This window comes from Paenibacillus sp. FSL F4-0122 (assembly GCF_038002845.1).
Classification (GTDB): Bacteria; Bacillota; Bacilli; order Paenibacillales; family Paenibacillaceae; genus Paenibacillus_AQ; species Paenibacillus_AQ odorifer.
Genome location: NZ_JBBODI010000001.1, coordinates 934,078 through 958,439, shown reverse-complemented (window position 1 = coordinate 958,439; position 24,362 = coordinate 934,078). Strand labels below are relative to the sequence as shown.

Annotated in this window: 22 protein-coding genes; 19 read left to right on the top strand and 3 right to left on the bottom strand. The window is 42.4% G+C overall.

What is annotated here, in order from left to right:
- Positions 1–10: 10 nt before the first annotated feature.
- From MHH49_RS04000 to MHH49_RS03950, 11 genes are read left to right on the top strand one after another with little or no spacing between them, the layout of a single operon-like run.
- Positions 11–1,075, top strand: coding sequence for a hypothetical protein (locus tag MHH49_RS04000; protein ID WP_038569124.1), 1,065 nt, complete (start codon positions 11–13; stop codon positions 1,073–1,075).
- A complete protein-coding gene (locus tag MHH49_RS03995; protein ID WP_341137910.1) occupies positions 1,072–2,517 on the top strand; it encodes an ATPase, T2SS/T4P/T4SS family in 1,446 nt (481 codons plus the stop codon). Before MHH49_RS04000 ends, MHH49_RS03995 begins: the two co-directional genes overlap by 4 nt.
- Positions 2,518–2,529: 12 nt before the next feature.
- Positions 2,530–3,579 carry a hypothetical protein gene (locus tag MHH49_RS03990; RefSeq protein ID WP_038569125.1) on the top strand — a complete coding sequence of 350 codons (1,050 nt, stop codon included), beginning with the start codon at positions 2,530–2,532 and terminating at the stop codon, positions 3,577–3,579.
- An 11-nt stretch (positions 3,580–3,590) separates the two neighbouring features.
- Positions 3,591–4,460, top strand: a complete 870-nt coding sequence (locus MHH49_RS03985) for a hypothetical protein (protein ID WP_036681711.1) — start codon at positions 3,591–3,593, stop codon at positions 4,458–4,460.
- Positions 4,461–4,517: 57 nt separating this feature from the next.
- Positions 4,518–4,727 (top strand): hypothetical protein, encoded by a 210-nt coding sequence (locus MHH49_RS03980; RefSeq protein ID WP_036681712.1) that lies wholly within the window; start codon positions 4,518–4,520, stop codon positions 4,725–4,727.
- Positions 4,728–4,732: 5 nt separating this feature from the next.
- Entirely contained in the window at positions 4,733–4,876 is a 144-nt protein-coding gene (locus MHH49_RS03975; RefSeq protein ID WP_155288092.1) for a hypothetical protein, read from the top strand.
- Positions 4,877–4,891: 15 nt separating this feature from the next.
- Entirely contained in the window at positions 4,892–5,272 is a 381-nt protein-coding gene (locus MHH49_RS03970) for a hypothetical protein (protein ID WP_036681716.1), read from the top strand.
- 20 nt (positions 5,273–5,292) lie between these two features.
- The gene (locus MHH49_RS03965; RefSeq protein WP_052096826.1) at positions 5,293–5,790 is read left to right on the top strand and encodes a hypothetical protein; all 498 of its coding nucleotides are present in this window, start codon (positions 5,293–5,295) and stop codon (positions 5,788–5,790) included.
- Between the two features lie 36 nt (positions 5,791–5,826).
- Positions 5,827–6,495 carry a hypothetical protein gene (locus tag MHH49_RS03960; protein ID WP_038569127.1) on the top strand — a complete coding sequence of 223 codons (669 nt, stop codon included), beginning with the start codon at positions 5,827–5,829 and terminating at the stop codon, positions 6,493–6,495.
- Positions 6,496–6,501: 6 nt separating this feature from the next.
- Complete coding sequence (locus tag MHH49_RS03955) at positions 6,502–8,760, top strand: PKD domain-containing protein (protein ID WP_341137909.1); 2,259 nt, start codon at positions 6,502–6,504, stop codon at positions 8,758–8,760.
- 12 nt (positions 8,761–8,772) lie between these two features.
- Positions 8,773–12,567 (top strand): glycoside hydrolase family 78 protein, encoded by a 3,795-nt coding sequence (locus tag MHH49_RS03950; RefSeq protein WP_339211476.1) that lies wholly within the window; start codon positions 8,773–8,775, stop codon positions 12,565–12,567.
- Positions 12,568–12,654: 87 nt separating this feature from the next.
- Here the strand turns inward: MHH49_RS03950 and MHH49_RS03945 are convergent, their stop codons facing one another.
- Complete coding sequence (locus tag MHH49_RS03945; RefSeq protein WP_036681725.1) at positions 12,655–13,287, bottom strand: hypothetical protein; 633 nt, start codon at positions 13,285–13,287, stop codon at positions 12,655–12,657.
- Between the two features lie 303 nt (positions 13,288–13,590).
- On the opposite strand from MHH49_RS03945, the gene tkt reads away from it, so the two are divergent.
- On the top strand, positions 13,591–15,633 hold the full coding sequence (gene tkt / locus MHH49_RS03940) for a transketolase (RefSeq protein ID WP_036681727.1): 2,043 nt from the start codon (positions 13,591–13,593) through the stop codon (positions 15,631–15,633).
- 33 nt (positions 15,634–15,666) lie between these two features.
- Entirely contained in the window at positions 15,667–15,984 is a 318-nt protein-coding gene (gene ppnP, locus MHH49_RS03935) for a pyrimidine/purine nucleoside phosphorylase (protein ID WP_036681729.1), read from the top strand.
- A 1,011-nt stretch (positions 15,985–16,995) separates the two neighbouring features.
- Here ppnP and MHH49_RS03930 read toward each other — a convergent pair.
- Complete coding sequence (locus tag MHH49_RS03930; RefSeq protein WP_076215746.1) at positions 16,996–17,898, bottom strand: NAD(P)-dependent oxidoreductase; 903 nt, start codon at positions 17,896–17,898, stop codon at positions 16,996–16,998.
- A gap of 235 nt (positions 17,899–18,133) precedes the next feature.
- Here MHH49_RS03930 and MHH49_RS03925 point away from each other — a divergent pair, with 235 nt between their 5' ends.
- The 3 genes from MHH49_RS03925 (at position 18,134) to MHH49_RS03915 (ending at position 20,853) form a co-directional block, all read left to right on the top strand.
- On the top strand, positions 18,134–19,489 hold the full coding sequence (locus MHH49_RS03925) for a glucose-6-phosphate isomerase (RefSeq protein WP_036681734.1): 1,356 nt from the start codon (positions 18,134–18,136) through the stop codon (positions 19,487–19,489).
- A gap of 146 nt (positions 19,490–19,635) precedes the next feature.
- Positions 19,636–20,268, top strand: coding sequence for a YigZ family protein (locus MHH49_RS03920; RefSeq protein WP_076104841.1), 633 nt, complete (start codon positions 19,636–19,638; stop codon positions 20,266–20,268).
- A gap of 3 nt (positions 20,269–20,271) precedes the next feature.
- Positions 20,272–20,853: a TetR/AcrR family transcriptional regulator gene (locus tag MHH49_RS03915; protein ID WP_036681739.1), complete on the top strand. Its 582-nt coding sequence runs from the start codon at positions 20,272–20,274 to the stop codon at positions 20,851–20,853.
- Between the two features lie 146 nt (positions 20,854–20,999).
- On the opposite strand, the gene MHH49_RS03910 is transcribed toward MHH49_RS03915, so the two are convergent.
- A complete protein-coding gene (locus MHH49_RS03910) occupies positions 21,000–21,401 on the bottom strand; it encodes a secondary thiamine-phosphate synthase enzyme YjbQ (RefSeq protein WP_339211479.1) in 402 nt (133 codons plus the stop codon).
- Positions 21,402–21,609: 208 nt separating this feature from the next.
- Here MHH49_RS03910 and cysT point away from each other — a divergent pair, with 208 nt between their 5' ends.
- The 3 genes from cysT to MHH49_RS03895 are packed head-to-tail and all read left to right on the top strand — an operon-like array spanning position 21,610 to position 24,285.
- On the top strand, positions 21,610–22,425 hold the full coding sequence (cysT, locus tag MHH49_RS03905) for a sulfate ABC transporter permease subunit CysT (protein ID WP_038569140.1): 816 nt from the start codon (positions 21,610–21,612) through the stop codon (positions 22,423–22,425).
- The gene (locus tag MHH49_RS03900; protein WP_036681745.1) at positions 22,422–23,219 is read left to right on the top strand and encodes a sulfate ABC transporter permease subunit; all 798 of its coding nucleotides are present in this window, start codon (positions 22,422–22,424) and stop codon (positions 23,217–23,219) included. Before cysT ends, MHH49_RS03900 begins: the two co-directional genes overlap by 4 nt.
- Before the next feature lies 1 nt (position 23,220).
- Positions 23,221–24,285 (top strand): sulfate/molybdate ABC transporter ATP-binding protein, encoded by a 1,065-nt coding sequence (locus MHH49_RS03895; RefSeq protein ID WP_076104838.1) that lies wholly within the window; start codon positions 23,221–23,223, stop codon positions 24,283–24,285.
- The last annotated feature ends 77 nt before the right edge of the window (positions 24,286–24,362 follow it).

Here is a 24,362-nt window from a genome sequence, read left to right as displayed (position 1 = left end):
GGAGATTGCCTTGAAAATATTTAGTCTGGGCATAGATCAGTTAACGATTAATGATATCAAAAACGCGGGATTTAATGTAGTTACACAAAACGTGTATCCCGATCCGGCGCATACCGAAGGTCATATGTTAATGGTTACTAGTGACCAGGTACCTGTTCAAGCGCTTAGCGAGCTGCGATACAAATATCCAAGCTCTATGATCCTGTATTTATATCTGCAAAAGGGAATTCGGGGCTATCAAGCTGTGCATATGTTATGTGAAAGCTTAGGTCTATATTTTATTCCTCCTCGTTCTACCTCGTCAGCAGTGATAGAGAAGATTCGTTTTATCCTGGAAGAGGATGGGGAGGAACGGAGCAATTTGGTTGGTTTTTTTGGCTCAGGTCCAGGCATTGGTTGCACAAGTGTGGCGAAGCTGTTTGCAAGACGAATTGCTGCGGCAGGTCTACGTGTTCTTGTACTTGGTTTGGATCTATATGATCCCGGGTATGAGCGCAAAGCTACGATCAGTCTAGACAAACTGCGCCCCAAGCTTACAGGGAAGATGATTCATGATGAAGATTTCCAGCAATTGATTAGACAGGATGGCTATTTGTATCTACCGGGAAATTACGACTACTTAAGTGTTCAGGATTATCTGGAGGAGGAGATCGAATATTTCTTGGCTAGAGCTGGAGCAAATGCAGATGTGGTTATTGCTGATTTCGGTTCAATTCCCGAGAGTGCTGCGTGGTATGTCGGTATGCAAAAGTCGTCGTTACGCATGATTGTCACTCATCCTAAACATGAATACAGATTAGAACCTCTTTTCGAGCTTACGGGGCATATAGATCTGCGTCCGCATGATTTCCAGCTGATCATTAACCGCAGTAATGTGGAGGAAATATCTTCGTCCAAAAATATGGCCCTTAGATTTGGCACTGAAATCTTGCTGGAGTTACCGTATTACCAGCCCTTGCAGGAAAGCTTGCCTCTAGGCAAAAAAGAGCTACAGCATGTGGATGATAAGGTACATTCTCTATTGGTGTCGATGGGATTAGCGCCAGAGGCCAAAAAGAAAGGGATATTTCTATGATTGAAACTCTCGCGAGTCGTCCACTCTTTTCTCTAAAACAAAGCGTGTTACGCACTAGCAAACCGGGCAAGGAAGATTTTTATGCTTTTTTACAAAAAATGAAGACCGAGATGAACGAAGGATTAGAACGTGAGGATGACGCTTACTTCGAGCTAAATGCAAAGGCTTTGATTGGCGATCCGCAGGCAGTTAGTTTTTTTATGAATGAGATTGAGAAGTACTTACGAAAAACACCTTTTACTGGAAAGGTTCCAGAAGCGTACCGAACGGCGGCAGAGGCGCTGTATCACGAGTGGAAGGGCTTTGGGCCAGCGTATCGTTGGTTTACTGATCGTGCATACAGCGAGTCAACCGGATTACAAATGATTGGGAAGCAAATTTTTTATAACTATAAAGGTGAATTTATAGCTTATCCGTATGAGATGCCTTCACTGGATCGGGTGGAGCAGCTGAAGCGTTCCTTACTAAAAAGTGATCCCAATAAAAAGCTGAACAAGGATAATCCTTCGGTGGAGTTCAAAATGGATGATCCGCTCTGGCCAGGTCGATTTATTCGGCTTGCGATTTGGGTATCACCTAGGGTCTGGGAGGGTTTTACTACGATATCACTGCGGCGACAAGTTGTAGAATTTCTGGATTTGGAGGATCAAGCGGGTACGGAATGTATTCCTGCGGAGGCGGTTGAGTTCATTCGGGCGTTATCGTCCACGTTTCGTAATACCATTATTGCAGGTGCTGTAGGGTCAGGAAAAACAACCTTTGCCAATACGATTGTTGGTGAGCAGCTGCTTGGCTCTTCATCCTGCATGGGAGTGGTGATGATAGAGAAACATCCGGAATCCATTTTACCGTATCAAATTAAAGGCCATCGAATTATTCCAATTCAAGCTGCGAATGAGGAACTGATGGAGGTGGGAGTAGAGTCGCTGCGGCATGACCCAAATATTTTGTATATGACGGAGATGCGTTATAACGAGTGGGAATTTTATTTGTGGAGTGGGGAAAAAGGATACGACGGGATTACCGGAACCTTCCACACCGTGGATTCGGAGGACATTCCTTATCAAGGTGCGTTTGCTGTGTCGACAAGAATTGGCGGGAGTCTTAAGGGGCATTTGATCTCTGCGCTGAAATCATGCGAGCTAGTGTTTATTTTGGAGAGTGTTCCGAACGGGAAGAAGCGGCTGGCGCGAATATCAGAAATCTTTTACGAAGAGGATAGAAATTCAGTGTTTGCTAATGATCTTATGCGCTGGGAGCCGCAGGAAATGTGTTGGTCTTACAATGACAAGCTGACGAAAAATCTGATGCTGAAAATGAATAAGAAAAATGCGCAGGCTATGCAGATTCTCCAAAAAGAGCTGGGACGACTTGCTTCAACAAAGCCAATGGATCAGCCGCTTAAAGAAAGCTTGAAATCTAAGATTGTACTTAATGAGTGAGGAGGTGCAACTATGGATTTACTATTTTATATTTTTCGTTTTGTCCTTCATTTATGGATTGCGTGGGGACTGTGGTTACTCACCAAACTGCTCATCGAAAGGCATTTACGGCAGGTAGTCCAGAAAGTGGATTTTCGAATTAAACATAAGATGAGTATTTTTGGCAAAAGGGTCAGCTCGGTTAAAAAAAGGCTGTGGCTCTACCGCCATCTGGACAAGCTTCTCTATTTCGTACACCGGAAGTATGAACCGGGCATTAGCGTTATGCGTTTTGTTATGCGTACAGCCATTTTGTTTATTGCGGTTTTCTTATCAGGACTACTGACGCTTAGTGAGCTCCCTGGAAGGTTGCGTTTTAACAATCCTTTTTTGGTGGGGATTACTTTTAATGAGGGACAGCCGATTCAGGGGGCGTGGAGATTTCCGCTTTTTATAGCTGTAATATCTGCGACGATTCCTTATTTTCGTATGAGATACATCTATGCACAGCGGAAGGTACATGGAAGCTACGATCTCCTCGATGTAGTCAAAATCTCCACCAAATTCACTCATTTGTCGGTAGATTCGATTCTTGATCGTACAGCGGATTTTCTAACAGATAAAAATGTACTAAAGAGTCCTCTGAAGCTGCTTGGTGCCGCATTTTCTAATTATAGTAATGAGAAGGAGCTTGTTGAGGAGGCAGGGAGATTCTCCAGCGCGATTGGCACCACCTTCGCTTTAGAGTTTATATCAGATTTGCTCTATGCCGAGAAGGAGGGAACCCGTTATTTAAAAAGCTCGCTAATGCTGTTGAATCGTTCTATGGAGCAGCAGAGAGAGACGATTTTAACTGTAAAAGCAGGAAGCAGAGATGCGATCAGCCTTGGCTTATATGGGAATCTTCTGGTGCTGGTATCTACGGTTGGAACCTTTATGTATATGCTGAAGCCCGATGTCTATTTTCAACTGCAGTTCGAAACTACGGTAGGCCTTTCCTTTTTGATGGTGATCGTCTCCGGCCTTTTTATCTCTTTTGTGATCAGTACTATTCTTGCCAGGCCCAAACTGGACTACCACTAAGGTGATGAACTATGGATAGATTATTACTACTAATTACAGTGATCGGAATCGTGTATGTCGCATTACTTGTGTTTGTGAGCAGCAGCAGTAAGCAGGAACGATATCTTGTCCGACTGGGCATCCGGTGGAATTCGCTGGGTGAACACGTGCAGAGTGATAGATTTCAGCAATTGTTGAATGAATGCGGTTTATCAATTTCGGCTCGAAAAGTTACGCTATTTCGTTATTCAGCGGCAATCATCTATTTATTTAGCCAAGTCGTCAGCGATTTCATCCGATCTGTTCCTTTTTCATTCTATGACCCTCTAATTGCTCTACTTATTCTCGTAATCAGCAGTCCGATGCGTTATCTTCCGCTTGGTTGGGTGTTGGCGTGGCTTCACCAAAAGACGAATATTCAAAAAGATGGCGAGTTGATCTCCTTCATTCGCCTCTATGAGAATAATCGCCTACGTAAGCGCGGATATGTGCAGTTTGGTGCTTTTTGTGGGAGTACAGCGGGACATTTTCAATATATACGTCAGGACTTGTATGAGCTGTCAGAACGGGCAGTAGATGAGGGTGTGGAGGGGGCGATTGAATGGTTTTGTGCCAAATTTCCGGATAACCATCACTTTATTAATGACATCCGGTCCATTTTACTGGCTACAGAAGGTATGGATGATGACACGGAAGCTGCAAACTATTTGCGTGAACAAGGCAAGATTATCTCCAAAATCTCCAGCGATCAGTATTTAAAAAAATGGTCATTCATCGGTGATCTATCGACGATTATTAATGTTATTCCATCGATTGCTACTTTTTTGATGATCGTTGCGATGGCGATGCAGTACATTTTGCTAATCAAAGGAAATTTTAATGGAGTCGGCATGTTCCAGTGAAAAATTGTATATTCAACCTTATTTTTAAAACCTAAAATAAAAAGGGAGAAATTAACAATGAAAAAAGACGCTATTTCTACAGGTTTGTTTATCGCTATCGGTTTTTTGTGTGTGGCCATCGTAATTGCCATTTTGATTCCTCTGGTGCGTGACGTGATTAATGCTGCAGATGATAATAGACCGACGATCCCGGGGGTATCTCTAACTCAACCGCTGGTTCCTAGCCAAACTGCTGTAACTATGTCCATGACTCACGTTTCGGTATAAATCAGATGAAAAAAGACTCTATTTCCGTCGCTATGTTTTTGGCCATTGGATTTATAATAGCGGGGATGTTTGTCACGGTAGCTACGCATATGATCGGCAGCAGTCAGGACGACATCATCTCACATACTAAGCAAGTGGAACAGTATTAGAAGGAGGCGTATCTAATGAAGGAGACCGTCCTCCGGGCATTGTTCATGTGGCTAGTCCTGTTTATTATCCTGCAGCCTATCTTCACCTACATAGATTATCTGCTAGATTTACAGGTCAAAGCTAATACGTCCTATATCACACAAAAAGCAGCAACAGAGGGGATGGTTACAGCTTCTATGCGGAATGAAGTAATTTCAAATCTGAAGGCGATTGGATTTTCTGAAGCTTCGATAGAAATTACGAGCAGTACAGACACCGTTCAAGAGCGAAAGCAACGAATTGATGTGTATGTAACCGCGCCGCGGATAAATCTGTTTCCTTATAATTTTTCTACGGTTTCGCAGCCGACTCGATATTATGGGCATGGATCAATTATGAGTGAGTATCTCGATTGACTAAGGGATGAGCGTAATTTATGGATTACATTATTAAGCTGGCATTTGTCCTACTGATCTTTATCTACTCCTGGTTCTTTCAGATCCAGAATCAGGAGTGGGACCAGCTGCGCAGCATGTTAAAAGACGCAAATAATATGGCTGTTCACGATGCCGCACAGGAATTAGATGAGACCGAATTGACTCGTGGTCATCTGATTATAGATCATACAGAAGCGTACGATACTTTTCAGCAAACCCTGCAAAACAATCTAGGCCTTGATAGCGGTCTTTCCCCCCAAGGGGGCAGTCGTTTTAAGACACAAGTGAAAATTGTGAAATTCGATATTATTGACGATTCCGATGGCGTGACTTTTCCACTTTTATACGAGGATAGCGAATATGGCATAACCAAATACATCGCAGGTCCTTCGGTTATTGCCGTCATTGAGACGGAGCACCCGGTTCTGATCTCCAGATCCAAAACACAACAGCCCATCAGGGTACCAGCAGTTCAGGAGTATAAGTTCAATAAGTAATAAAAATCCAATTAAAGAAAAGGGAGAGATTCAGTGATGAAGAAGACCATTGTAAGGGCAGCTTTGACTACGACAATGTTATTTAGCATGGTATTGGGGCAGAACGTGATTACTAACGCAGCAGCGGTTACACCAGTAGCCACGGCTACACCAACAGCTACAGCAAAACCTACTGCTACAGCAAAACCTACTGCTACACCAGTACCTATTATGAGGGATAACTTAAGTAAATATGGTTTGAAAAAGGATTTGGAGTTGCCGGTTACGGTTACGGCAGGTGGGCTTAGCTATACGCTTGAGAAGTTTATGATTTATGATTTCAAGTCAAAAGATGCACAAAATCTAGTGAAGAAATATGATTATGATTCTTTTGGAGTAATGGTTAGCAAACCTAAACATTTCATCTGGACAAAGATTACGATTAAGAATAACAGCAATAAAATTGTTAAAAGATCCTTAAATGATCAAAAAGAAAAATGGATTTTAAGTTTACAAGGTAAGGGACAATTAGACCAAATTTGGCCAAAAGTAAATGTGGAAAAATTAAATAATAAAGAAGCGTTTTATTATTATACTCTTAAGCCAAGTGAGCAATTAACTACTTATCAAGCATATTTATATGATCAGGATTTTAACTATTTTGCCATCCGCTTGTTCCATGATGGCGGATTCGACGAAAAATTTATAGTTAATTCTCCGGAGTAAGTATAAATGAAAAAAATAATCATCTCATGTCTATGTTTTTTATTGCTCATTCAGCTTATGACAGCTATTTCAGTAAAAGCAGCCGAGACGAAATTGACCTCGGTTGCTGTCCCAATTACTACAGGTTTACAAGGATCAAACAATGCTGCTAAAGACTTCTATTTGGAACTTCCTAGTGGAGTATCTAGTTCTTCAGTTAAGACAGATACTTTAAAATATAGTGGATCTAACGAAAAAACTAGCCTCTCTCTTGAGAACGGGAAGATTAAAGTGACATTACAAGGGGTTGCAAATCAAAAATATATAAAAGAGGTTCAGGGTTATAGAGCATCCTTTGAGTTGCTATATAGGACCGATATTTATAATTCAATATGGTTATACTCTGACGGAAGAAGATGGCAAATAAATCAGTATGATGAAAAAAGAGATAGTTTGGTGACAGATGATAAAGTTGCAACTGATAGTTATCCTTCTAAGAATCCACCAATAACGGTAGTAACCGCAGGACCTTATCAAGATAAAGATTACCTAAAATGGTATAACGGATCTAAAACTGAGGTTATTGATTCTCAAAATATCATTGAGTCTACTATAAAACCTCAAGTAGTTAAGAAATCTTCTTATGCTCAAGATCCAAAGTTTAAAAATGGAAGAATTATTTTGAACTATACGATTCCTACAGGAGTGCCTTGGGATCCTGAAGATAATACGGGTTTAACTGGAAAAGCGGAAGGACGAAAGTATAAAGCATTCGCATCCTACTATTACTTGGCTGACGTCAAAGTCACCACCTACAGCTACGGGGGAACAGTCAGCTTTGAATATGGTCTCCCAGATGAAGCTACTCTTACAGGTTCTGCAATTCTAGAACAACCTAATCCAAACCCAATTAAGTTTGATAATAAGAATGTGCCAGTTAAAATTGCTTTGAAGGGCGAACTCGTATCCTATAAAGATACTTCGAACATTTCAGAATGGATTTTTTATGCCAAAGAGAAAGGTAATGAAGGCTCGCTCCAGACAAAAAAGGTGTATACCAAAACTCTAACGGCAAACGAAACTTTCAGGTTTGAAATTCCAAAGGAGAAAGTGGCAGGTAAAAGTAACTACAGTCAAGAGTACGAACTAAGTATAGTAGTGAGATTTAAGAATGAAGTCGTGACCAAAAGAAGTAAGTTCGACTCGTTAAAAGAATCTTTTACAGTCAAAGCAGGAGTGTATACAACCTCAGATCCTCCGGGAGGAGGGTTTCCAGGTCCTACATCACCGCCAGAACTACCGAGAGAGTTAAAACCTCCAGTAGCTCTTATAAATGCACCCAAAACTGTAAAAGCAGGACAAGAGTTTGTAGCCAGTGCAGCAGGGTCGTATGACCCTGATGGTTATATTACGGATTACTTTTGGGATACGCCTAATGCTAAGGGAGAATTGAGCACTTTGCCAAGGGGAACGCTTTGGTATGATAAAGACCATTTGGGGGAACAAACACTTGCTTTGACTGTAATAGACGATGACAAAATGACTGGAAGTACTAGCACTGAGATCAATGTCATCGAGCCAAAACCAGATGCATCTATCAGGGTAGATGGTACATTAAAGCAAAATCGAAAGGTTATCATACAAAGTTACGTTAGTAGCCCGACTCACTATCCGTTAGTAGATGCTAAGACTAAAATCACCATCACAGCCGTATCAGGTGGAACGAATTCTGATATTAAATATAGCGGATCCCTGAACGGAGTATATAGCAAAGATGTGCTATTCAAGAAGCCAGGGAAATATAAAGCAACCATTTTTGTGGAGAATACATTAGGGCTAACTGCGAGAAACGAAACAACTTTTGATATAGCACCAGACCAGAAACCTTTTGCGTACTTTACGATGGCTGGAACTGCGTATCGTAATCCTTCAGATGGTAATCAAGCGACCATATCAATAGATGATATGTCTTACTCTCCAGATCAAGATATTGTGGTTAGTAGGCTTTGGGAATACCGCTACGATTCAGATAACAACGGTAGTTTTACAGGTGAACCATGGGCTATTTTTAGCAATGAGAATTTAGATCGTTTGAATCTCAAGGTAAAGGAAGTCGGAAAATACGAAGTAAGACTAACTGTATTTGAAGAGTTTGGTCAGCCGACTATTGCTGAGTTTGTGACGCAGGCTGATCGGCAATCCATAGATTCGGAAGCTACACAAAATGTAATCGAACGAATCTTTACGGTTAAAAATCAAGCACCTGATGTCGATTGGTCATGGTAGAGAGGATTAGAGATGCGGAAATTAAAAAAAACAATTTCAACGTTTATGGCCCTTGTATTACTACTTCTTTCATTCCCTGAATTTTATTCGGGGAGTGTTAAGGTAGAGGCGGCAGGTGACCCAAATATCGTCAATTTTATGGATATTCGTCTTGAAGGATTTAATAAAACAACTCCTTGGGAGCCTGCTATGGGGAATATAGGATCTTTGAATTTGAATATGCCTGCTATGACCCTAACCAATATTACTTTTAATCTAACAACAAGAATACTGCGCTACGATTATGTACCTGATGCGCCTGTAGTTTTAACATCAGGGGATATTAATTGGTACTATGATACGCAGCGTACTAGATTTCTTAATATTTACAGTTATATGTACAGGACAGATGGAAGTGGTAATACTGATTATGCTACTGATGCCTCATGGAGAATTGAAGAAATGCCACCTGTGAAAAGTTCGGATAGTCTTCAGTTTAACCTTGACAGAAATACGACCGCTTTTTATGAAAGTTATGCTTATCCAACGAAGTATGGAATTCCAAAAGCTCTTAAAGTCGCACTAAGAGCAAGTGATGCGCAACACCAACCTAACGAATGGATGAATGGTTGGCATAACAACGTATATTATGATTGGGATAACATACCTCTAATAATAAATTCAGCACCTACGCTCACAGTGACTACACCAAGCGAGCAGCAGCTACTGAATGAGCCAGGATTCAGTGGTATGAACATCGAGGGATATGTTCGAGATGTGGACAATAATGATCTAGTCGTTAGTGCTGAAATCCCTAATGTGTTCTATAAACAAGTCAATATCCAACAGGCATTAAATAATAAATGGTTTTCCATCCCAATAGATGTTTTGGCAGACGGAATTCCTCCTGGACAGCACAATATCATTATCAAGGTTGTGGATCCTTATAATTATAAGGATGAGAAATCGTTGGTCGTTAATGTATCCTATAGGCTTAGGAATAAATCCTTTATATTGATCAACACTCCTATAGACATATCAACCACATACAAGGACTATGAAGGAGATTTTAAATATCAAGAACGCTATAGATACGATCATAACCCGTATTTCTTCGATAATTCGATGGGTATCATTTCGGATAGTGGGTTATGGCGTTCAGAAAGGTATACCTCCTTTCCATATAGCGGACTCTATAACGCAACCTTTCAAGCACGAGATAATCCTAAAAACGATGACCGATTCGATAACTATCGTTTATGGAGTCGAGATAATTTATCCTCAATGACCTATCATGTTCATCGGAAGCCCATTGCATTGTTTGCTGCCAAACTGGCGTGGGGATCTCTTCAGCTAACAGATAGTTCCTACGATTTGGACCACATCATGGCTGTTAATAAGGGACTTATAGCTTGGCAATGGCAGTATAAAAAAACTGATTCTGAAATATGGACAGATGGTCAACCGCCAGCTCAATTACCGAGTTCTGGACAATATGACATACGCCTTAGAGTACGTGATGTCGATGGCGAAAATGGGTTAGGGGTCTGGAGCGACTGGTGTGTAAGGACGGTGGGGGCTGCAGGTAATCTACCTCCCGTAGCGCTATTTACTGTTGATCCTAATATTGTTTCCTATCGCAAAGCTACTACCATAACAGACAAATCGTTTGATCCGGATAATGATCCATTAGATATGTATTACTGGACGGTTATCAAAGATGGTTGGAACAAAGTTTGGGAGCATTGGGGTGGAGCTACAACGCCACCTAATATCGCAGCTTTTGGAATCGGTAATTATCAAATTAGTTTACAAGTGCATGACAACCGAGGTTTATGGTCAGATTGGTATCGCCAAAATGTCCAGGTGATTAATCACCCACCTGCAGCAGCATTTAACATGCCAGCTGAAGTATATCGAGATACTGTAATTACAATGGATAATCTAACACCAGATCCTGATGAAGATGGAGATTCGCTTGCTTATTTATGGTACGCCAAACTCAACAATAGTCCTTATTATTATGCTGGCAGCAACCGCAACCAATCTTTGACGATACGAGATCTTATTGCTGGAAACGGAATTTCACCGCAACAGGCTATATCAGAAGGATGGGAAATGCGCCTTAAAGCAACAGACGTACCTAATCCCTCAAGTATTGGAGCTTTAAGTTGCAATGCAACACGTGTATTTACTGTTAAAAATCATGTTCCAACAGCTGCTATTAATGGTCCATCGGCAGTATTCCAATATGATACCCGACAATATACATCTTTTGATGAGGATGGAGATCCCTCAGATCTCGCTAGTCTGCAATACTTCTGGAAAGTAACAGATAGTGATGGCATTACGCAATGGTTTCGAACTCCTAATATTGATGTTAATTTTCCTGAGTCCGGTATCTATACATTGGAACACTGGGTTATCGATCAGATCGGTGATAAGTCTAATATAGCTACGTTGAAGGTGAATGTTACTAAGAATCTAGCGCCCTCGATGACATTGATAACCCCGTCGGGAACCGGAACCAATCCATCCGTAATAGATGCCGAAATACAAGGAGATCCATTAATTAAATGGAATTATACAGATCCAGAGAGTGATCGGCAGGAGAAGTACCGTTTAGAATTTTTTTCAAAAGACGGACTCTTAGTTAGGACAGTTGAGAACCTTGACACCACAGGTCAGCTGCGGCAATATCAACTCCCTAACCATACATTCAATCGATTTGAATACTTCACTGTATATGGGCGGGCTTATTCCAAGTTATCCTGGTCAGAAATATCTAACGAAAAAACGTTTATCATCGACAATCCGCCGCAGCCTGGATTCACATTAATCACGGATACAGGTAGAGATGCTGCCAAAGAGCCGATTTATCGGACGGATCTTCTTAATATCAAGAGCAAAGCGACGGATCCAGACCTTCCAAAAGGAGATACGATCAGCCATAAGTATGATTTGAAATCATCTAACGGGACGGAAGGATTGGCTAGTACTCAAGCTGAATTTACGAAGAAATTCACCTCAAATGGCGTCTTTACCTTGAAACAGACCGTTACGGATTCTCTAGGACTGTATCGAGAGCTATCTCTGATTATCACCGTAGCCAACCGTAAACCGACCGTAACGATAACGTACCCAACAAGTACTGACTCAAGTAAGCCTATGATCGCAAGTACGCTTACACCAATCATCAAGTGGGATTATCAAGATGAGGATGGAGATGAACAACAGCGGTATAAGGTACAAATTATCAACTTGGCGACAGGGATGGTTAAGGTTCAATCTGGCGAACAAAATTCAAGTGCCAAACAGTGGCAAGTGCCCGCGGGAATATTGGTTGAGAACGAAAAATATGCCGTGGAAGTGGAAGCTTTTGATGGTTATAACTGGAGTAATATCTCAGCGCGTAAATATTTCATGGTTAATCTGCTGAATATTAAAGGTAGGGTCCAGCACACAGAGGAATGGAATAACAACCGTAAAGGCTACAATTTGAACAAGAGCGGTAATGAGGAGAGTCCAAGAGGCTACAATGTGTTTTGGGCAGGTGAGCGATTTATATTGCAAGGGATAGCAACCGGTCTACCTGATACTGTTGAGGTAACGATGACGGGAGGTTATTTTACGCAACTAAATCCAACGAACAGTGACAAAACCTTGTGGACAGGCGAATTATATGATCCAGCATTTGTGAAACTTCCCGATGGTCCAGTGAAATTTACCTTCACAGCTAAGAATGAGTACAATACCAAAATAGATACAGTTACTGTTGTGATCGCTGGCGATTGGTCCGAATATTTTCGGAACCATCGTGTGAAGTAATGATACATCTACGACTTTATCCTTTTTCCATCTAAAAAGGGCTACGCGGAAATACGATCCGTATAGCCCTTTTTTACGAGCAACAACTTATATAACTCCTTCAGTCCGTTCTTCATTCATTCTCATCATTCTTGTCGCAACAGAAGGTGTATGTAAAGGTATATTCGTCGAACGTGCCGAGGCTCTTTGAGCTCTACGCACATAATAGGATAACTTGCCGCTGAATATTTTATGGGAACAGAGTGAAAGAGCGAAATCCTCCGGGGTAACAAAGCAGGAAGGCTTATTCACAGGCTGAACTGCGGTATTTTCAAATAAGGAAGCAACAAAATGAGAGCAGAAATAAGCGTTCTCTCGATCTATTTTAACATTTAGAAGTACGCCGATCAGGCCTAAAAGATGGTATTTATAACGTTCCTGATTTTTCATCATCCCTTGGACATGATTGTACATGGCATCGTATTCCGTGGCACTAACACGTAACTGATAAATAGAGCAATTTGCGCTGCTATAAAAAGGGTGAATGAAATTTTCTTGAATCAGACCCGCGACGAATGGATTGTGCATTTTTTTTCTTCCGAAGCTGTACACCTCACGTAGTTCACTATCAAAGGCGATCGAAGCATGGTTCAGATCAGCTTTTGTAAACCACTTAATGAAACCACTGAAGGCTGTACCTGTACCGGTAAGCACAATATAAACATCCTTTTTCGAAGTCATGTTCAGAATTCCTTTCCACTTGGAGATATTGGATAATGAATGAAAATTTTACTTGAGTAACTCCATCTTACTTTATATTCGAGCATTGTAAAACAAACTTTAGTCGCAATAGAAAACTAGACCATAGGCTAAGTAAAAACCCGTCTCATGACATAGTTACTTTTGCGTATATAAATGCGTAGATATTGCAAAACATAAGCTGTCAAACAAAGAGTTTTTAAAAACAATTGGAATTGCTTCCACACTAGTGATACAATAAGAGTCAAAATGACATTCTTGAGATTTCAGAGGAGGAACTATTAAATGAGTGAACAAGAACAAGCGATCCAGAAGGAAGAAAACTCAACAGTAGATAACCTGTCTATCACAACAATTCGTACGTTGGCTATTGATGCTATCGAAAAAGCGAATTCCGGCCATCCAGGTATGCCAATGGGTTCTGCACCAATGGGCTACCAACTGTTTGCAAAAACAATGAATCATAACCCTGATCATCCAACATGGGTAAACCGCGATCGTTTTGTATTGTCCGCTGGACATGGTTCCATGCTTCTGTACAGCTTGCTGCACCTTAGCGGCTATGATCTTCCTATGGAAGAATTGAAACAATTCCGTCAATGGGGTAGCTTGACTCCTGGTCACCCGGAAGTTGGTCACACAGCTGGTGTTGATGCAACTACAGGTCCGCTTGGACAAGGTATTGGTATGGCCGTTGGTATGGCTATGGCCGAAGCTCAATTGGGCGCAACCTACAACAAAGAAGGACATAACGTAGTTGACCACTATACTTATGCTATTTGTGGTGATGGTGACCTTATGGAAGGGATCTCTTCTGAGTCCGCTTCTCTTGCTGGTCATTTGAAACTCGGAAAATTGGTTGTATTGTATGATTCAAATGATATTTCCCTTGATGGTAAATTGAATCTTTCTTTCTCCGAAAATGTAGCTCAACGTTTTGATGCTTATGGTTGGCAAGTTCTGCGTGTAGAAGACGGAAATGACCTTCCGGCTATTGAAAAAGCTATTGCTGAGGCGCAAGCTGAGACTAGCAAACCGACTTTGATCGAAGTGAAAACAGTTATTGGTTATGGTAGCCCTAACAAACAAGGTAAAGGCGGCCATGGCGGTACTCACGGTTCCCCACTTGGAGCAGAAGAAGCTAAGCTGACCAAAGATTTCTACAAATGGGTATACGAAGAAGATTTCTATGTGCCTGACGAAGTTCGTGCACATTTTGCAGAAGTGAAGAAAAACGGAATCGCAGCTAACAAAGCTTGGGACGATAAATTTGCAGCTTACAAAAAAGCATATCCAGAGCTGGCTGCACAATTCGAAACAGTAATCAATGGCGATCTTCCAGAAGGCTGGGATGCTAACCTTCCAACTTACACTACTGAAGATAAAGCAGTATCGACTCGTGTCGCTTCCGGTAGTGCGCTTAACGGTCTGACTGCTGGCGTTCCTCAGCTAGTGGGTGGTTCCGCTGACTTGGAAAGCTCCACTATGACGCATTTGAATGGTTTGACATCTTTCACACCAGAATCTTATGATGGCCGCAACATTTATTTCGGCGTACGTGAGTTTGGTATGGCTGCTGCAATGAACGGTATTGCTCTGCACACTGGTCTTAAAGTATTCGGAGGAACATTCTTCGTATTCACAGACTACCTGCGTCCAGCAATTCGTTTGGCATCGATCATGAAATTGCCAGTAACCTATGTACTGACACATGACAGTATTGCAGTTGGTGAAGATGGTCCTACGCATGAACCAATCGAACAATTGGCTTCCTTGCGTATCATCCCAGGTCTAACTGTTATTCGTCCGGCTGATGCTAACGAAACTTCTGCAGCATGGGCTTATGCTATGGAAAACAAAGAGAATCCGGTTGCTTTGGTTCTGACCCGTCAAAACTTGCCAATTCTTGCTGGAACCGTAGATGGCGTTCGTGAAAATATCAAACGTGGTGGTTATGTTGTCTCTGATTCCAAAAATGGCACTCCACAAGCACAACTTATCGCAACTGGTTCTGAAGTACAGTTGGCAGTTAAAGCGCAAGCTGCTTTGGCAGAAGAAGGCATCGATGTTCGTGTAATCAGCTTGCCAAGCTGGGATCTGTTCGAAAAACAAGACAAAGAATATCGCGATTCCGTAATTCTTCCAGGAGTCAAAGCTCGTCTTGCTATCGAAATGGCACAAACCTTCGGCTGGGAACGTTACACTGGTGACCAAGGCGATATCCTAGGCATCACTACTTTCGGAGCTTCCGCCCCTGGCGATAGAGTTATGAAAGAATACGGCTTTACTGTAGAGAACGTAGTTAGCCGTGTGAAAGCACTTCTGTAATTAACTGAATAATCATTAGGGGGAGAACAAGTAATGAGTCAGTTTAACAACGCAACGATCGAAAAAGCAGCCAATGTATATTATGGCGGACAAGTAACCAGCCGTACGGTAATTTTGCAAGATGGATCTAAGGTGACACTGGGCATCATGTTGCCGGGTGTGTATGAATTTGGTACTGATGGTCCTGAAATTATGGAGATTCTGTCCGGCGATCTTAAAGTGCTGCTTCCCGGCACTGAGGTATGGCAGGAGATTAAGGGAGCGTCAACGTTCAATGTTCCTGGCAACTCTAAATTTGCGTTGGAAGTATTTGAAGTAACTGATTATTGCTGTTCTTACCCGGTTCTATAGAAAACAGACTTTTCTAAGGGCTGTCCTATAAGTAGCTTTTTTCATTGAGTGAGACGACCCGGATACACTTTAAAAATCGTAGAAGTCAGCAAAGCAGCGGTTCTCCCGTTATTGGAGGATCGCTGCTTTTTGTTGTGGCTGGTGATTGCTTGATGTTCAATTATGTATTCACCATTCTCTTTTGGAGCTTAAGGACTCAAATGACGTTAGAGCTGAATCGGATAATCACTAAATTAGCACTGAGTCAGCACCATTCCTACCACTTAAGGACCCAGATGACGCTATTAGCAAATTTGTAGCCTTTGGAGCAAGCTTTCGGACTCCAGTGCAGCTATTCCATAGAAACAGCCTCATAATTGGCATTTTTTATGCCAATAACGACTATGGAGTCCGATAGCATGCCAAATGTGAGATTATACTGCGAATAAGGTCAGCTGAGTCCGATAGCGCTGTGTCATCACCAACTTTAGGCACCCGGTTAGCGCCAACCCACCGCGTACGGACCCAGATGACGTTAACACTAGATCAACACCAATGTAGCACCGGGTCGACACCAATCCTACCGCTAAGGACCCAGATGACGCTATTAGCAAATTTATAGTCTTTTGAGCAAGTTTTCGGACACCAGTGCAACTATTCCATGGAAATAGGCCCATAATTGGCGCTTTTTATGCCAATAACGACTATGGAGTCCGATAGCCAGCGACAAACTAGCCTAACCAGTAACTAACCAGCATTTCACCACTAATTCAGTAACTTTTTGCGACTAACCAGTACTTCGCGACCTTCTTAGTAACTATCCCACCAACACCGCCACAACGTCCCGAGTAACTCTACAGCAACCAATATTTTCTTGCACTACAACTGTTAATTTGGTATTATAAATATACAAACAAACGTTCGTATATTTGATTTAACAATGGAATTCTCCATAAAGAAAAGACCGTATCGCAATATCATGTGCGGGGCGGTCGTAAATGTTCTTATGAAGGAGGTATTGAGTTCTTGAATTTATTTATCGGATACATTTGCACCCATCTTTTGGCCGATCCACTCTTCGTAACATTTCACTACGGCAGAGAGATCTTCTTCACCATAACCTTGGGTGAATCCAGCTTGGAACATGCTTTTAGCCAAGCCCAGCATAGGAGAAGGAACGCCTGTTGAATCGCTGTGGGCAGAGGCAAGCTTCAAATCCTTAAGCATTAGAGCGAGGGAGAATTGATTGCTGAAATCATCTTCTATGATTTTACGGCCTTTAAGCTCAGCTTGTTTGCTGCCCGCAGAACCAAGTTGTACCAGTTCCAGGAACTTGTCTGCTGGTACGCCTGATTTAACGGCAATGGCGAACCCTTCGGCTAGGGCAACATTATGAATACCTACCATAGCATTGTGAGCCAGCTTGGCCACAGCGCCGCTGCCGTTATCACCCATATGTAGCAGCTTCTTACCCAAAGTATCAAAGATATCACGATGTTGTTCTATGACCTCAGCACTACCGCCGACCATGAACACTAAGGTTCCTTCAATCGCTGCTGGTTTGCTTCCAGTTACTGGCGCGTCTAGGAAATGTCCACCGCGAGCTTCTACAGCAGCGGCAATTTCACGAACTAGTCCTGGTGAAATTGTGCTGGAATCAATAATTAGTCCACCAGGCTTCACAGCATCAAGAATACCATCTTGACCATAAAACACTTCACGAACTGAATCATCATTGCTGATCATGGTAATAATAACATCCTTACCCTCAGCCGCTTCGCGGGGCGTGAGAGCAGTCTGGGCACCTTCTGCTTCAAGAGGTTTACATTTGGCTGCCGTACGGTTGTATACCGTAACCTGAAAGCCGCCACGTAGTAAATTGGAGGCCATAGGCGCACCCATTGTTCCGAGTCCGATAAAACCGATTTGTTTCATTTATATAGCCACCTTCCGTTTTCTTTATTCTATCACGGCACTTTGTCCAGCACCACAGCACACCTATGTCTTTTGATACAGGAAACGCTTCCAAGGAACTTTGAAAAACTTGGTTCTAATGCCCTCTATGTGCCCTAAGACCTTGCCAGTCAAGGCAAATTAAAGTATCCTAATTATAAAGTTGTAACAAACGGTTTTAAATTTAAAGAGATAAAACAGGAGGTTACCATTACCGATGTCTAAGAAGATTAATTTTGACTACACAAAAGCTCTTTCGTTTTTTAACCAACAAGAAATCGACAACCTTGCCGCCCCAGTTAAGCTAGCACACGAACAGTTGCATAACAAAACTGGTGTAGGTTCTGACTACCTTGGATGGATCGATCTGCCGACAGCATATGATAAGGAAGAATTTGCTCGCATTCAACAAGCTGCTAAGAAGATCCAAAGCGATTCCGAGGTACTGATTGTAATTGGTATCGGAGGTTCTTATCTGGGAGCACGCGCAGCTATTGAGGCGTTATCGCATTCTTTCTACAATAACCTTTCTAAAGATAAACGCAAAACTCCAGAAGTTTATTTCGCTGGTAATAACATTAGCTCTACATACATCACGCATCTGCTTGATCTAGTAGAAGGTAAAGACTTCTCCGTGAACGTAATCTCCAAATCTGGAACTACTACTGAGCCAGCGATTGCTTTCCGCATTTTCCGCGCTGCTCTGGAGAAGAAATACGGCAAGGAAGAAGCTCGTAAACGCATTTACGCTACTACAGACAAGGAAAAAGGTGCCCTTAAGAAATTGGCAACTGAAGAAGGTTATGAATCCTTCATCATTCCAGACGATGTAGGCGGACGTTACTCCGTATTGACACCTGTAGGCTTGCTGCCGATTGCTGTAGCTGGCATTAACATTGAAGAAATGATGCAAGGTGCTGCTGCCGCTGCGGATGAGTTCAACAATCCAGATGTAGCTACTAACCAAGCTTATCAATATGCTGCAGTTCGTAACGCTTTATACCGTAAAGGTAAAACAACTGAAATCCTCGTCAACTATGAGCCTTCCTTACACTTTGTATCTGAGTGGTGGAAACAATTGTTTGGCGAAAGTGAAGGTAAGGACTTCAAAGGAATTTATCCTTCTTCCGTTGATTTCTCCACAGATCTACACTCCATGGGTCAATTTATCCAAGAAGGTAACCGCAACATTTTTGAAACGGTTATCCAAGTAGATCAAGTAGCTCATCATGTTACGATTGAGAATGATCCGGATGATCTGGACGGCTTGAACTTCTTAACAGGTAAGACTATGGATTTCGTGAATAAGAAAGCTTTCCAAGGTACAATGCTTGCACATACAGATGGTCAAGTACCTAACCTTATCGTTACTATTCCTGATCAAACACCATACACCTTTGGATATTTGGTGTACTTCTTTGAAAAAGCCTGCGGTATCAGCGGATACTTGCTCGGTGTTAACCCATTTGACCAACCAGGCGTAGAAGCATACAAGAAAAACATGTTCGCATTGCTTGGCAAACCAGGTTACGAAAAAGAAAAAGCAGAGCTAGAAGCAAGACTTACTGAATAGTATTGCAGTAGGTTTTACAATAGCTAGTTATCACAGAACATTCATACTAATGTAAGTCACCAGGAGCAGTCCATAGGTAATCCAATACCGGGACTGCTCCTGACATTATATGAAGACATCATATGTAAATAAGGACTGGAATAATTATGTTAGAACACTATCGAACGGTCCGCTCTTCCGGCTCAAAGGAAGTTGTGATCCGCAAATCTCGCTTCATTGGTCATGTTATGCCAGTGGAGAATGAAGAAGAAGCTTTGTTGTTTATCGAGGACATCAAGAAGAAACATTGGAACGCAACGCATAACTGTTCTGCTTATGTGATTGGGGAGAGAGACGAAATCCAGAGGCAATCGGACGACGGGGAGCCGAGTGGTACAGCCGGCAAACCGATTTTGGAAGTAATCCGCAATCAGGGAGTTAAAAATGTCGCAATCGTAGTTACCCGTTATTTCGGAGGCATTATGCTGGGTGCCGGTGGGCTGATTAGAGCTTATACGGATGGAGCAGTGCTTGCGCTTGAAGCAGGAGAAGTAATCACCCGTGTACTGAGACGAGAGGTATTCGTAGAGATCGAGTACACTTGGCTGGGCAAGGTTGAGAACGAACTTCGAGGAAGAGGGATTCAGACTGGCGAGACTTTGTTCACCGACAAAGTAACGTTGTTATGTTTGCCGCGAAATGATGAGGGTGAGACTTTTATGGCATGGATAACAGATCTAACCCAAGGGCAAGCCCTGATAACAGAAGGGCGGCGGATTTACTACAGCGAAGGGGATTAGTATATGGCAAGGAGAGCAGTGGAGCAGGAGTTGTCGAGGGAAAGGATTCTAGAGGCCGCTAGGCATCTATTTATAACCAAAGGGTATCGGGCAATTTCAATGCGAAGTATTGGTCAGCATTTGGGATATAGCCACGGCTCTCTCTATTATCATTTCAAGGAAAAGGCGGAGTTGTTCTACGCTATTGTTGTAGAGGATTTTAATCATGTGGCTGCTTTACTCAGCCAAGTAATGAATAAACCGCCTGAAGAAGGAATGACAAGGGTAGAACAGCTGATTATGGAATTTATTAGATTTGGAATAGATCATCCCTATCAATATGAAATTATGTTCATGATTCGCGATGAGGAATTGCTAGCTTATTGTAGAGCAGAACAGGGACGATGTTTTGATTTATTCTCAAGTATTGTACGCCGTCATATGAAGGAAGAGGGATATGTGTCTGAGGACTGGCAGAATGTGCCGTTAACAATGTTCTTGTCTGCACACGGATTTATTTCTTATTATATCCAGGATAAAGTATCGTTTGACGATGTGAAAGAGGCAGCGTTAGCTCATATAAAGGTTTTATGTCGCAGCCTTTAACATGCTGTTTTTTTTATAGATCTTCACTTTAAAGCTGTGCATTGGTATAACACTGCTTCTCTGCTTGATGAAAGTATTACTAGACTCTAGTTATAGTCTAAATGGCCGCTCCGTAGCGATAACGGAAGCGGCCATTTGTATGTTTATTATCCCTCTACTATTTTTAAGAAACATTGCCGGCGTCTAGGTCCATCGAACTCACAGAAATAAATACCTTGCCAACGACCGAGAATTAATTCACCTTCGTGGATGATCAGGGTCTGGGAAGGCCCGGTAGTAATAGATTTAAGATGAGAGGCAGTATTGCCTTCCGCATGCCGATACTTCGGATGCTCCCAAGGGTAGACCTCATCCAGACGCATCAGAACATCATGCTTCACATCAGGATCCGCATTTTCATTAATAGCAATACCAGCAGTGGTGTGAGGACAATAAACTACAATTAATCCGTCTTGAATTCCACTTTTTTTTACATAAGAAATGACTTCCCGAGTAATATCACGCAATTCATCCCGCTTTGTAGTAGTGATCTCCATAGTATGCAACATAATCATTCCCCTTCCTGTGAGGTGCCATTTTTTAGTGTACCTTTGATACATATATTTTAACCCAAATTCACTTGAAAGTAATTGACGGCGGTGAGAAGGATTTGGTAAAGTAGTAATAATATAAAACCAAGTATATAAATAGGAATAATTAATGAGGATTTTGGTTAGTATACCGACCGGTTATCCGGAGGTGGGAGGGCAAAAATCATTGAATTCGCTGCTTAGACACAAAGGCTGGACTTGGGGTTTCCGAACTACAATTTTGCTCTATTTTGTAGTATTGATCGTGTTGCCCATACTCGGGGTCTATTACAACTCTTTTTCTCTTGGTTTTGGCAATTTTGTGGAAAGCGTCAGCGACCCAATTGCTTGGAAGTCGGTGCTGTTAACCTTAAAGCTGGCGATTATCGCTACTTTAATTAATGTCTTGTTAGGAACTATGATTGCTTGGGTCCTTATTCGTTATCAATTTGCTGGTAAAGCGCTGCTAAACAGTCTGGTCGATTTACCTTTTGCACTGCCAACAGCTGTCGGAGGTTTGATGATTCTACTGCTGCTTGGACCAGGGAGCCTTATCGGCAAAGCAGCTGAGGCACTTGGATTTGAAATTGTTTTTCATCAACCGGCTATCGTAATTGCTATGGTGTTCGTGACGTTTCCATTCGTGATTCGAGCGGTTCAGCCCTTGCTGGAGGAGTTGGATCCATCCGAAGAGGAAGCAGCATATACAATGGGTGCCAAGGGAGCAAGGGTATTCTGGCAAGTTATTCTTCCATCTATGGCGCCTGGGATGATCAGTGGTGGGATGCTCGCATTTTCAAGGGCACTTGCGGAATTTGGTGCAGTGGTACTCGTCGCAGGTAATATTCCGGGCCGTACGCTTGTATCTTCTGTTTTTATTTTTGGTGAAGTTGAAAGTGATAATCCGGTCTCCGCCGCTGCGGTTTCTGTTATTCTCTTGACCTTATCCTTTCTCATTCTTTGGCTGATTAATATGCTGCAGATGCGGGGGAGACGCTCATGAGAAAACTATGGATTGCTCTTACTTATTTAGTGTTTTTTTTGCTGATTGCTGCTCCATTAGGAAAAATGGCTATGGGTGCTTTTAGTGAAGGATTTGGTGGTTTCTGGAATGCTCTGACTAGGCCCGAAGCGCTGCATGCGCTAATGATGACTGGGCTTGTTGTGATAGTAGTTACGTTATTAAATACATTGTTCGGTATTATGATGGCTCTGTATCTTGTTCGGGCGAACTGGATCGGCAAGCGTCTAAAAGGATTATTGAACAGTATTGTAGATTTGCCTTACGCAGTATCCCCTGTAATTGGAGGATTGATGATTGTCCTGTTGCTGGGTCCCGATAGTACCTTGGGGGCGATTTTTGAGGGGATTGGACTAAAGATCGTTTATGCGATTCCCGGAATGATCATTGCCACTTTATTTGTTACCTTTCCTTTAATGGTGCGCGAGGTGATGCCGGTGCTTCAGGAGATTGGTTCACAGCAGGAGGAAGCGGCTTCGACATTGGGCGCTCGTAGCTGGACTATTTTTTGGAAGGTAACTTGGCCTTCGATTCGTTGGGCGGTTGTGTATGGTGTCATTCTTACGGTGGCACGTTCACTTGGAGAGTTCGGTGCGGTGCTCGTGGTCTCGGGGAACATTATGAATAAAACCCAGACGGCGACAACTTTAGTCTATCAGGATGTTGAGAATTTTAATGTAACGGCTGCTGGAGGAATAGCGCTAGTTCTGGCTGCATTTTCCGCAGGTCTGCTGCTGTTGATGGAATGGACCAAGAGAAGAAAGGAAGTGCAGTAATATGCATGTAGAAGTGCGGGGGTTAAACAAGCATTTTGGAGATTTTCATGCGGTCAAGGACGTCAATTTCACCATTACAAAAGGTCACCTGATTGGATTGCTCGGCCCAAGTGGAGGCGGGAAAACCTCAATTCTACGTATGCTGGCGGGACTGGAGTCACCGGATACCGGAGAGATTATTTTTCATGGTCAAACGGTGAACAATCTTCCTCCTCAAGAACGTGGGATCGGCTTCGTCTTCCAGAACTATGCACTCTTCAAACATATGACTGTATTTGATAATATCGCTTTTGGTCTAAAGGTTAAAAAGGCTAACAAAACAGCCATCCGCGATCGTGTTATGGAACTTGTGGAGCTTACAGGGTTAAAAGGGTTCGAGAAACGTTATCCGCATCAGCTATCAGGGGGACAACGTCAGCGTGTGGCTTTTGCACGTGCGCTTGCGCCTGAACCACAGCTGCTGCTTTTAGATGAACCTTTTGCCGCTATTGATGCGAAGATCCGCCAGGAGCTGCGCGCTTGGCTGCGTGAACTGATTGAACGTGTAGGTATCACCTCTATTTTCGTAACCCATGACCAAGATGAAGCGATTGAAGTAGCGGATGAAATCATGATTATTAATCAAGGACGCTTGGAACAAAAGGGTACCCCGTGGGATATTTACAAGGAGCCTAAAACACCGTTCGTGGCAACATTTATCGGTGAATCTACGCTGATTGAGAACGCTTCTGAGGTTAAAGGCTTTACAGGTGCGGGGGACGGCAAGCCTACCAAAGCACTGATTCGTCCTGAATATATTGAAGTGGGTAACCTGCATGAGTTCAAGATGGCTTCTGCCACGGAAAAAGGTGTTGTGAAACATCTGCATTTCCGCGGAAGCGAATGGCTCGTTGAGGTTGAAGTAAATGGCCACAAGCTGGTCACCTACCGTTCGTTGGAGAAAGAAACCTTGCAGCCGGGTCAGGAAATTTCAGTACTGGTACATCGGGCTTATTTATTTAATGATGAGCGCAGCTGGATCCAGGAGAACAACCTGAAAGAAGATCCAATGCCGATTTTTATTTAAAAATAAATAAAATGATTTTCAATTTTTTTGATAGTAGCGAATGTGATGAGCTAGGATTAGAGGAACTGATGTGAAGG

Coding starts and splice junctions, on each gene's coding strand:
- MHH49_RS03975 (WP_155288092.1), top strand. CDS start 4,733: ATGAAAAAAGACTCTATTTCCGTCGCTATGTTTTTGGCCATTGGATTT.
- MHH49_RS03920 (WP_076104841.1), top strand. CDS start 19,636: ATGTTAGAACACTATCGAACGGTCCGCTCTTCCGGCTCAAAGGAAGTT.
- MHH49_RS03900 (WP_036681745.1), top strand. CDS start 22,422: ATGAGAAAACTATGGATTGCTCTTACTTATTTAGTGTTTTTTTTGCTG.
- MHH49_RS03995 (WP_341137910.1), top strand. CDS start 1,072: ATGATTGAAACTCTCGCGAGTCGTCCACTCTTTTCTCTAAAACAAAGC.
- MHH49_RS03915 (WP_036681739.1), top strand. CDS start 20,272: ATGGCAAGGAGAGCAGTGGAGCAGGAGTTGTCGAGGGAAAGGATTCTA.
- MHH49_RS03955 (WP_341137909.1), top strand. CDS start 6,502: ATGAAAAAAATAATCATCTCATGTCTATGTTTTTTATTGCTCATTCAG.
- MHH49_RS03980 (WP_036681712.1), top strand. CDS start 4,518: ATGAAAAAAGACGCTATTTCTACAGGTTTGTTTATCGCTATCGGTTTT.
- MHH49_RS03965 (WP_052096826.1), top strand. CDS start 5,293: ATGGATTACATTATTAAGCTGGCATTTGTCCTACTGATCTTTATCTAC.
- MHH49_RS03960 (WP_038569127.1), top strand. CDS start 5,827: ATGAAGAAGACCATTGTAAGGGCAGCTTTGACTACGACAATGTTATTT.
- MHH49_RS03990 (WP_038569125.1), top strand. CDS start 2,530: ATGGATTTACTATTTTATATTTTTCGTTTTGTCCTTCATTTATGGATT.
- MHH49_RS03950 (WP_339211476.1), top strand. CDS start 8,773: ATGCGGAAATTAAAAAAAACAATTTCAACGTTTATGGCCCTTGTATTA.
- MHH49_RS03930 (WP_076215746.1), bottom strand. CDS start 17,898: ATGAAACAAATCGGTTTTATCGGACTCGGAACAATGGGTGCGCCTATG.
- MHH49_RS03910 (WP_339211479.1), bottom strand. CDS start 21,401: ATGTTGCATACTATGGAGATCACTACTACAAAGCGGGATGAATTGCGT.
- MHH49_RS03925 (WP_036681734.1), top strand. CDS start 18,134: ATGTCTAAGAAGATTAATTTTGACTACACAAAAGCTCTTTCGTTTTTT.
- MHH49_RS03985 (WP_036681711.1), top strand. CDS start 3,591: ATGGATAGATTATTACTACTAATTACAGTGATCGGAATCGTGTATGTC.
- MHH49_RS03945 (WP_036681725.1), bottom strand. CDS start 13,287: ATGACTTCGAAAAAGGATGTTTATATTGTGCTTACCGGTACAGGTACA.
- MHH49_RS03895 (WP_076104838.1), top strand. CDS start 23,221: ATGCATGTAGAAGTGCGGGGGTTAAACAAGCATTTTGGAGATTTTCAT.
- MHH49_RS03970 (WP_036681716.1), top strand. CDS start 4,892: ATGAAGGAGACCGTCCTCCGGGCATTGTTCATGTGGCTAGTCCTGTTT.
- tkt (WP_036681727.1), top strand. CDS start 13,591: ATGAGTGAACAAGAACAAGCGATCCAGAAGGAAGAAAACTCAACAGTA.
- ppnP (WP_036681729.1), top strand. CDS start 15,667: ATGAGTCAGTTTAACAACGCAACGATCGAAAAAGCAGCCAATGTATAT.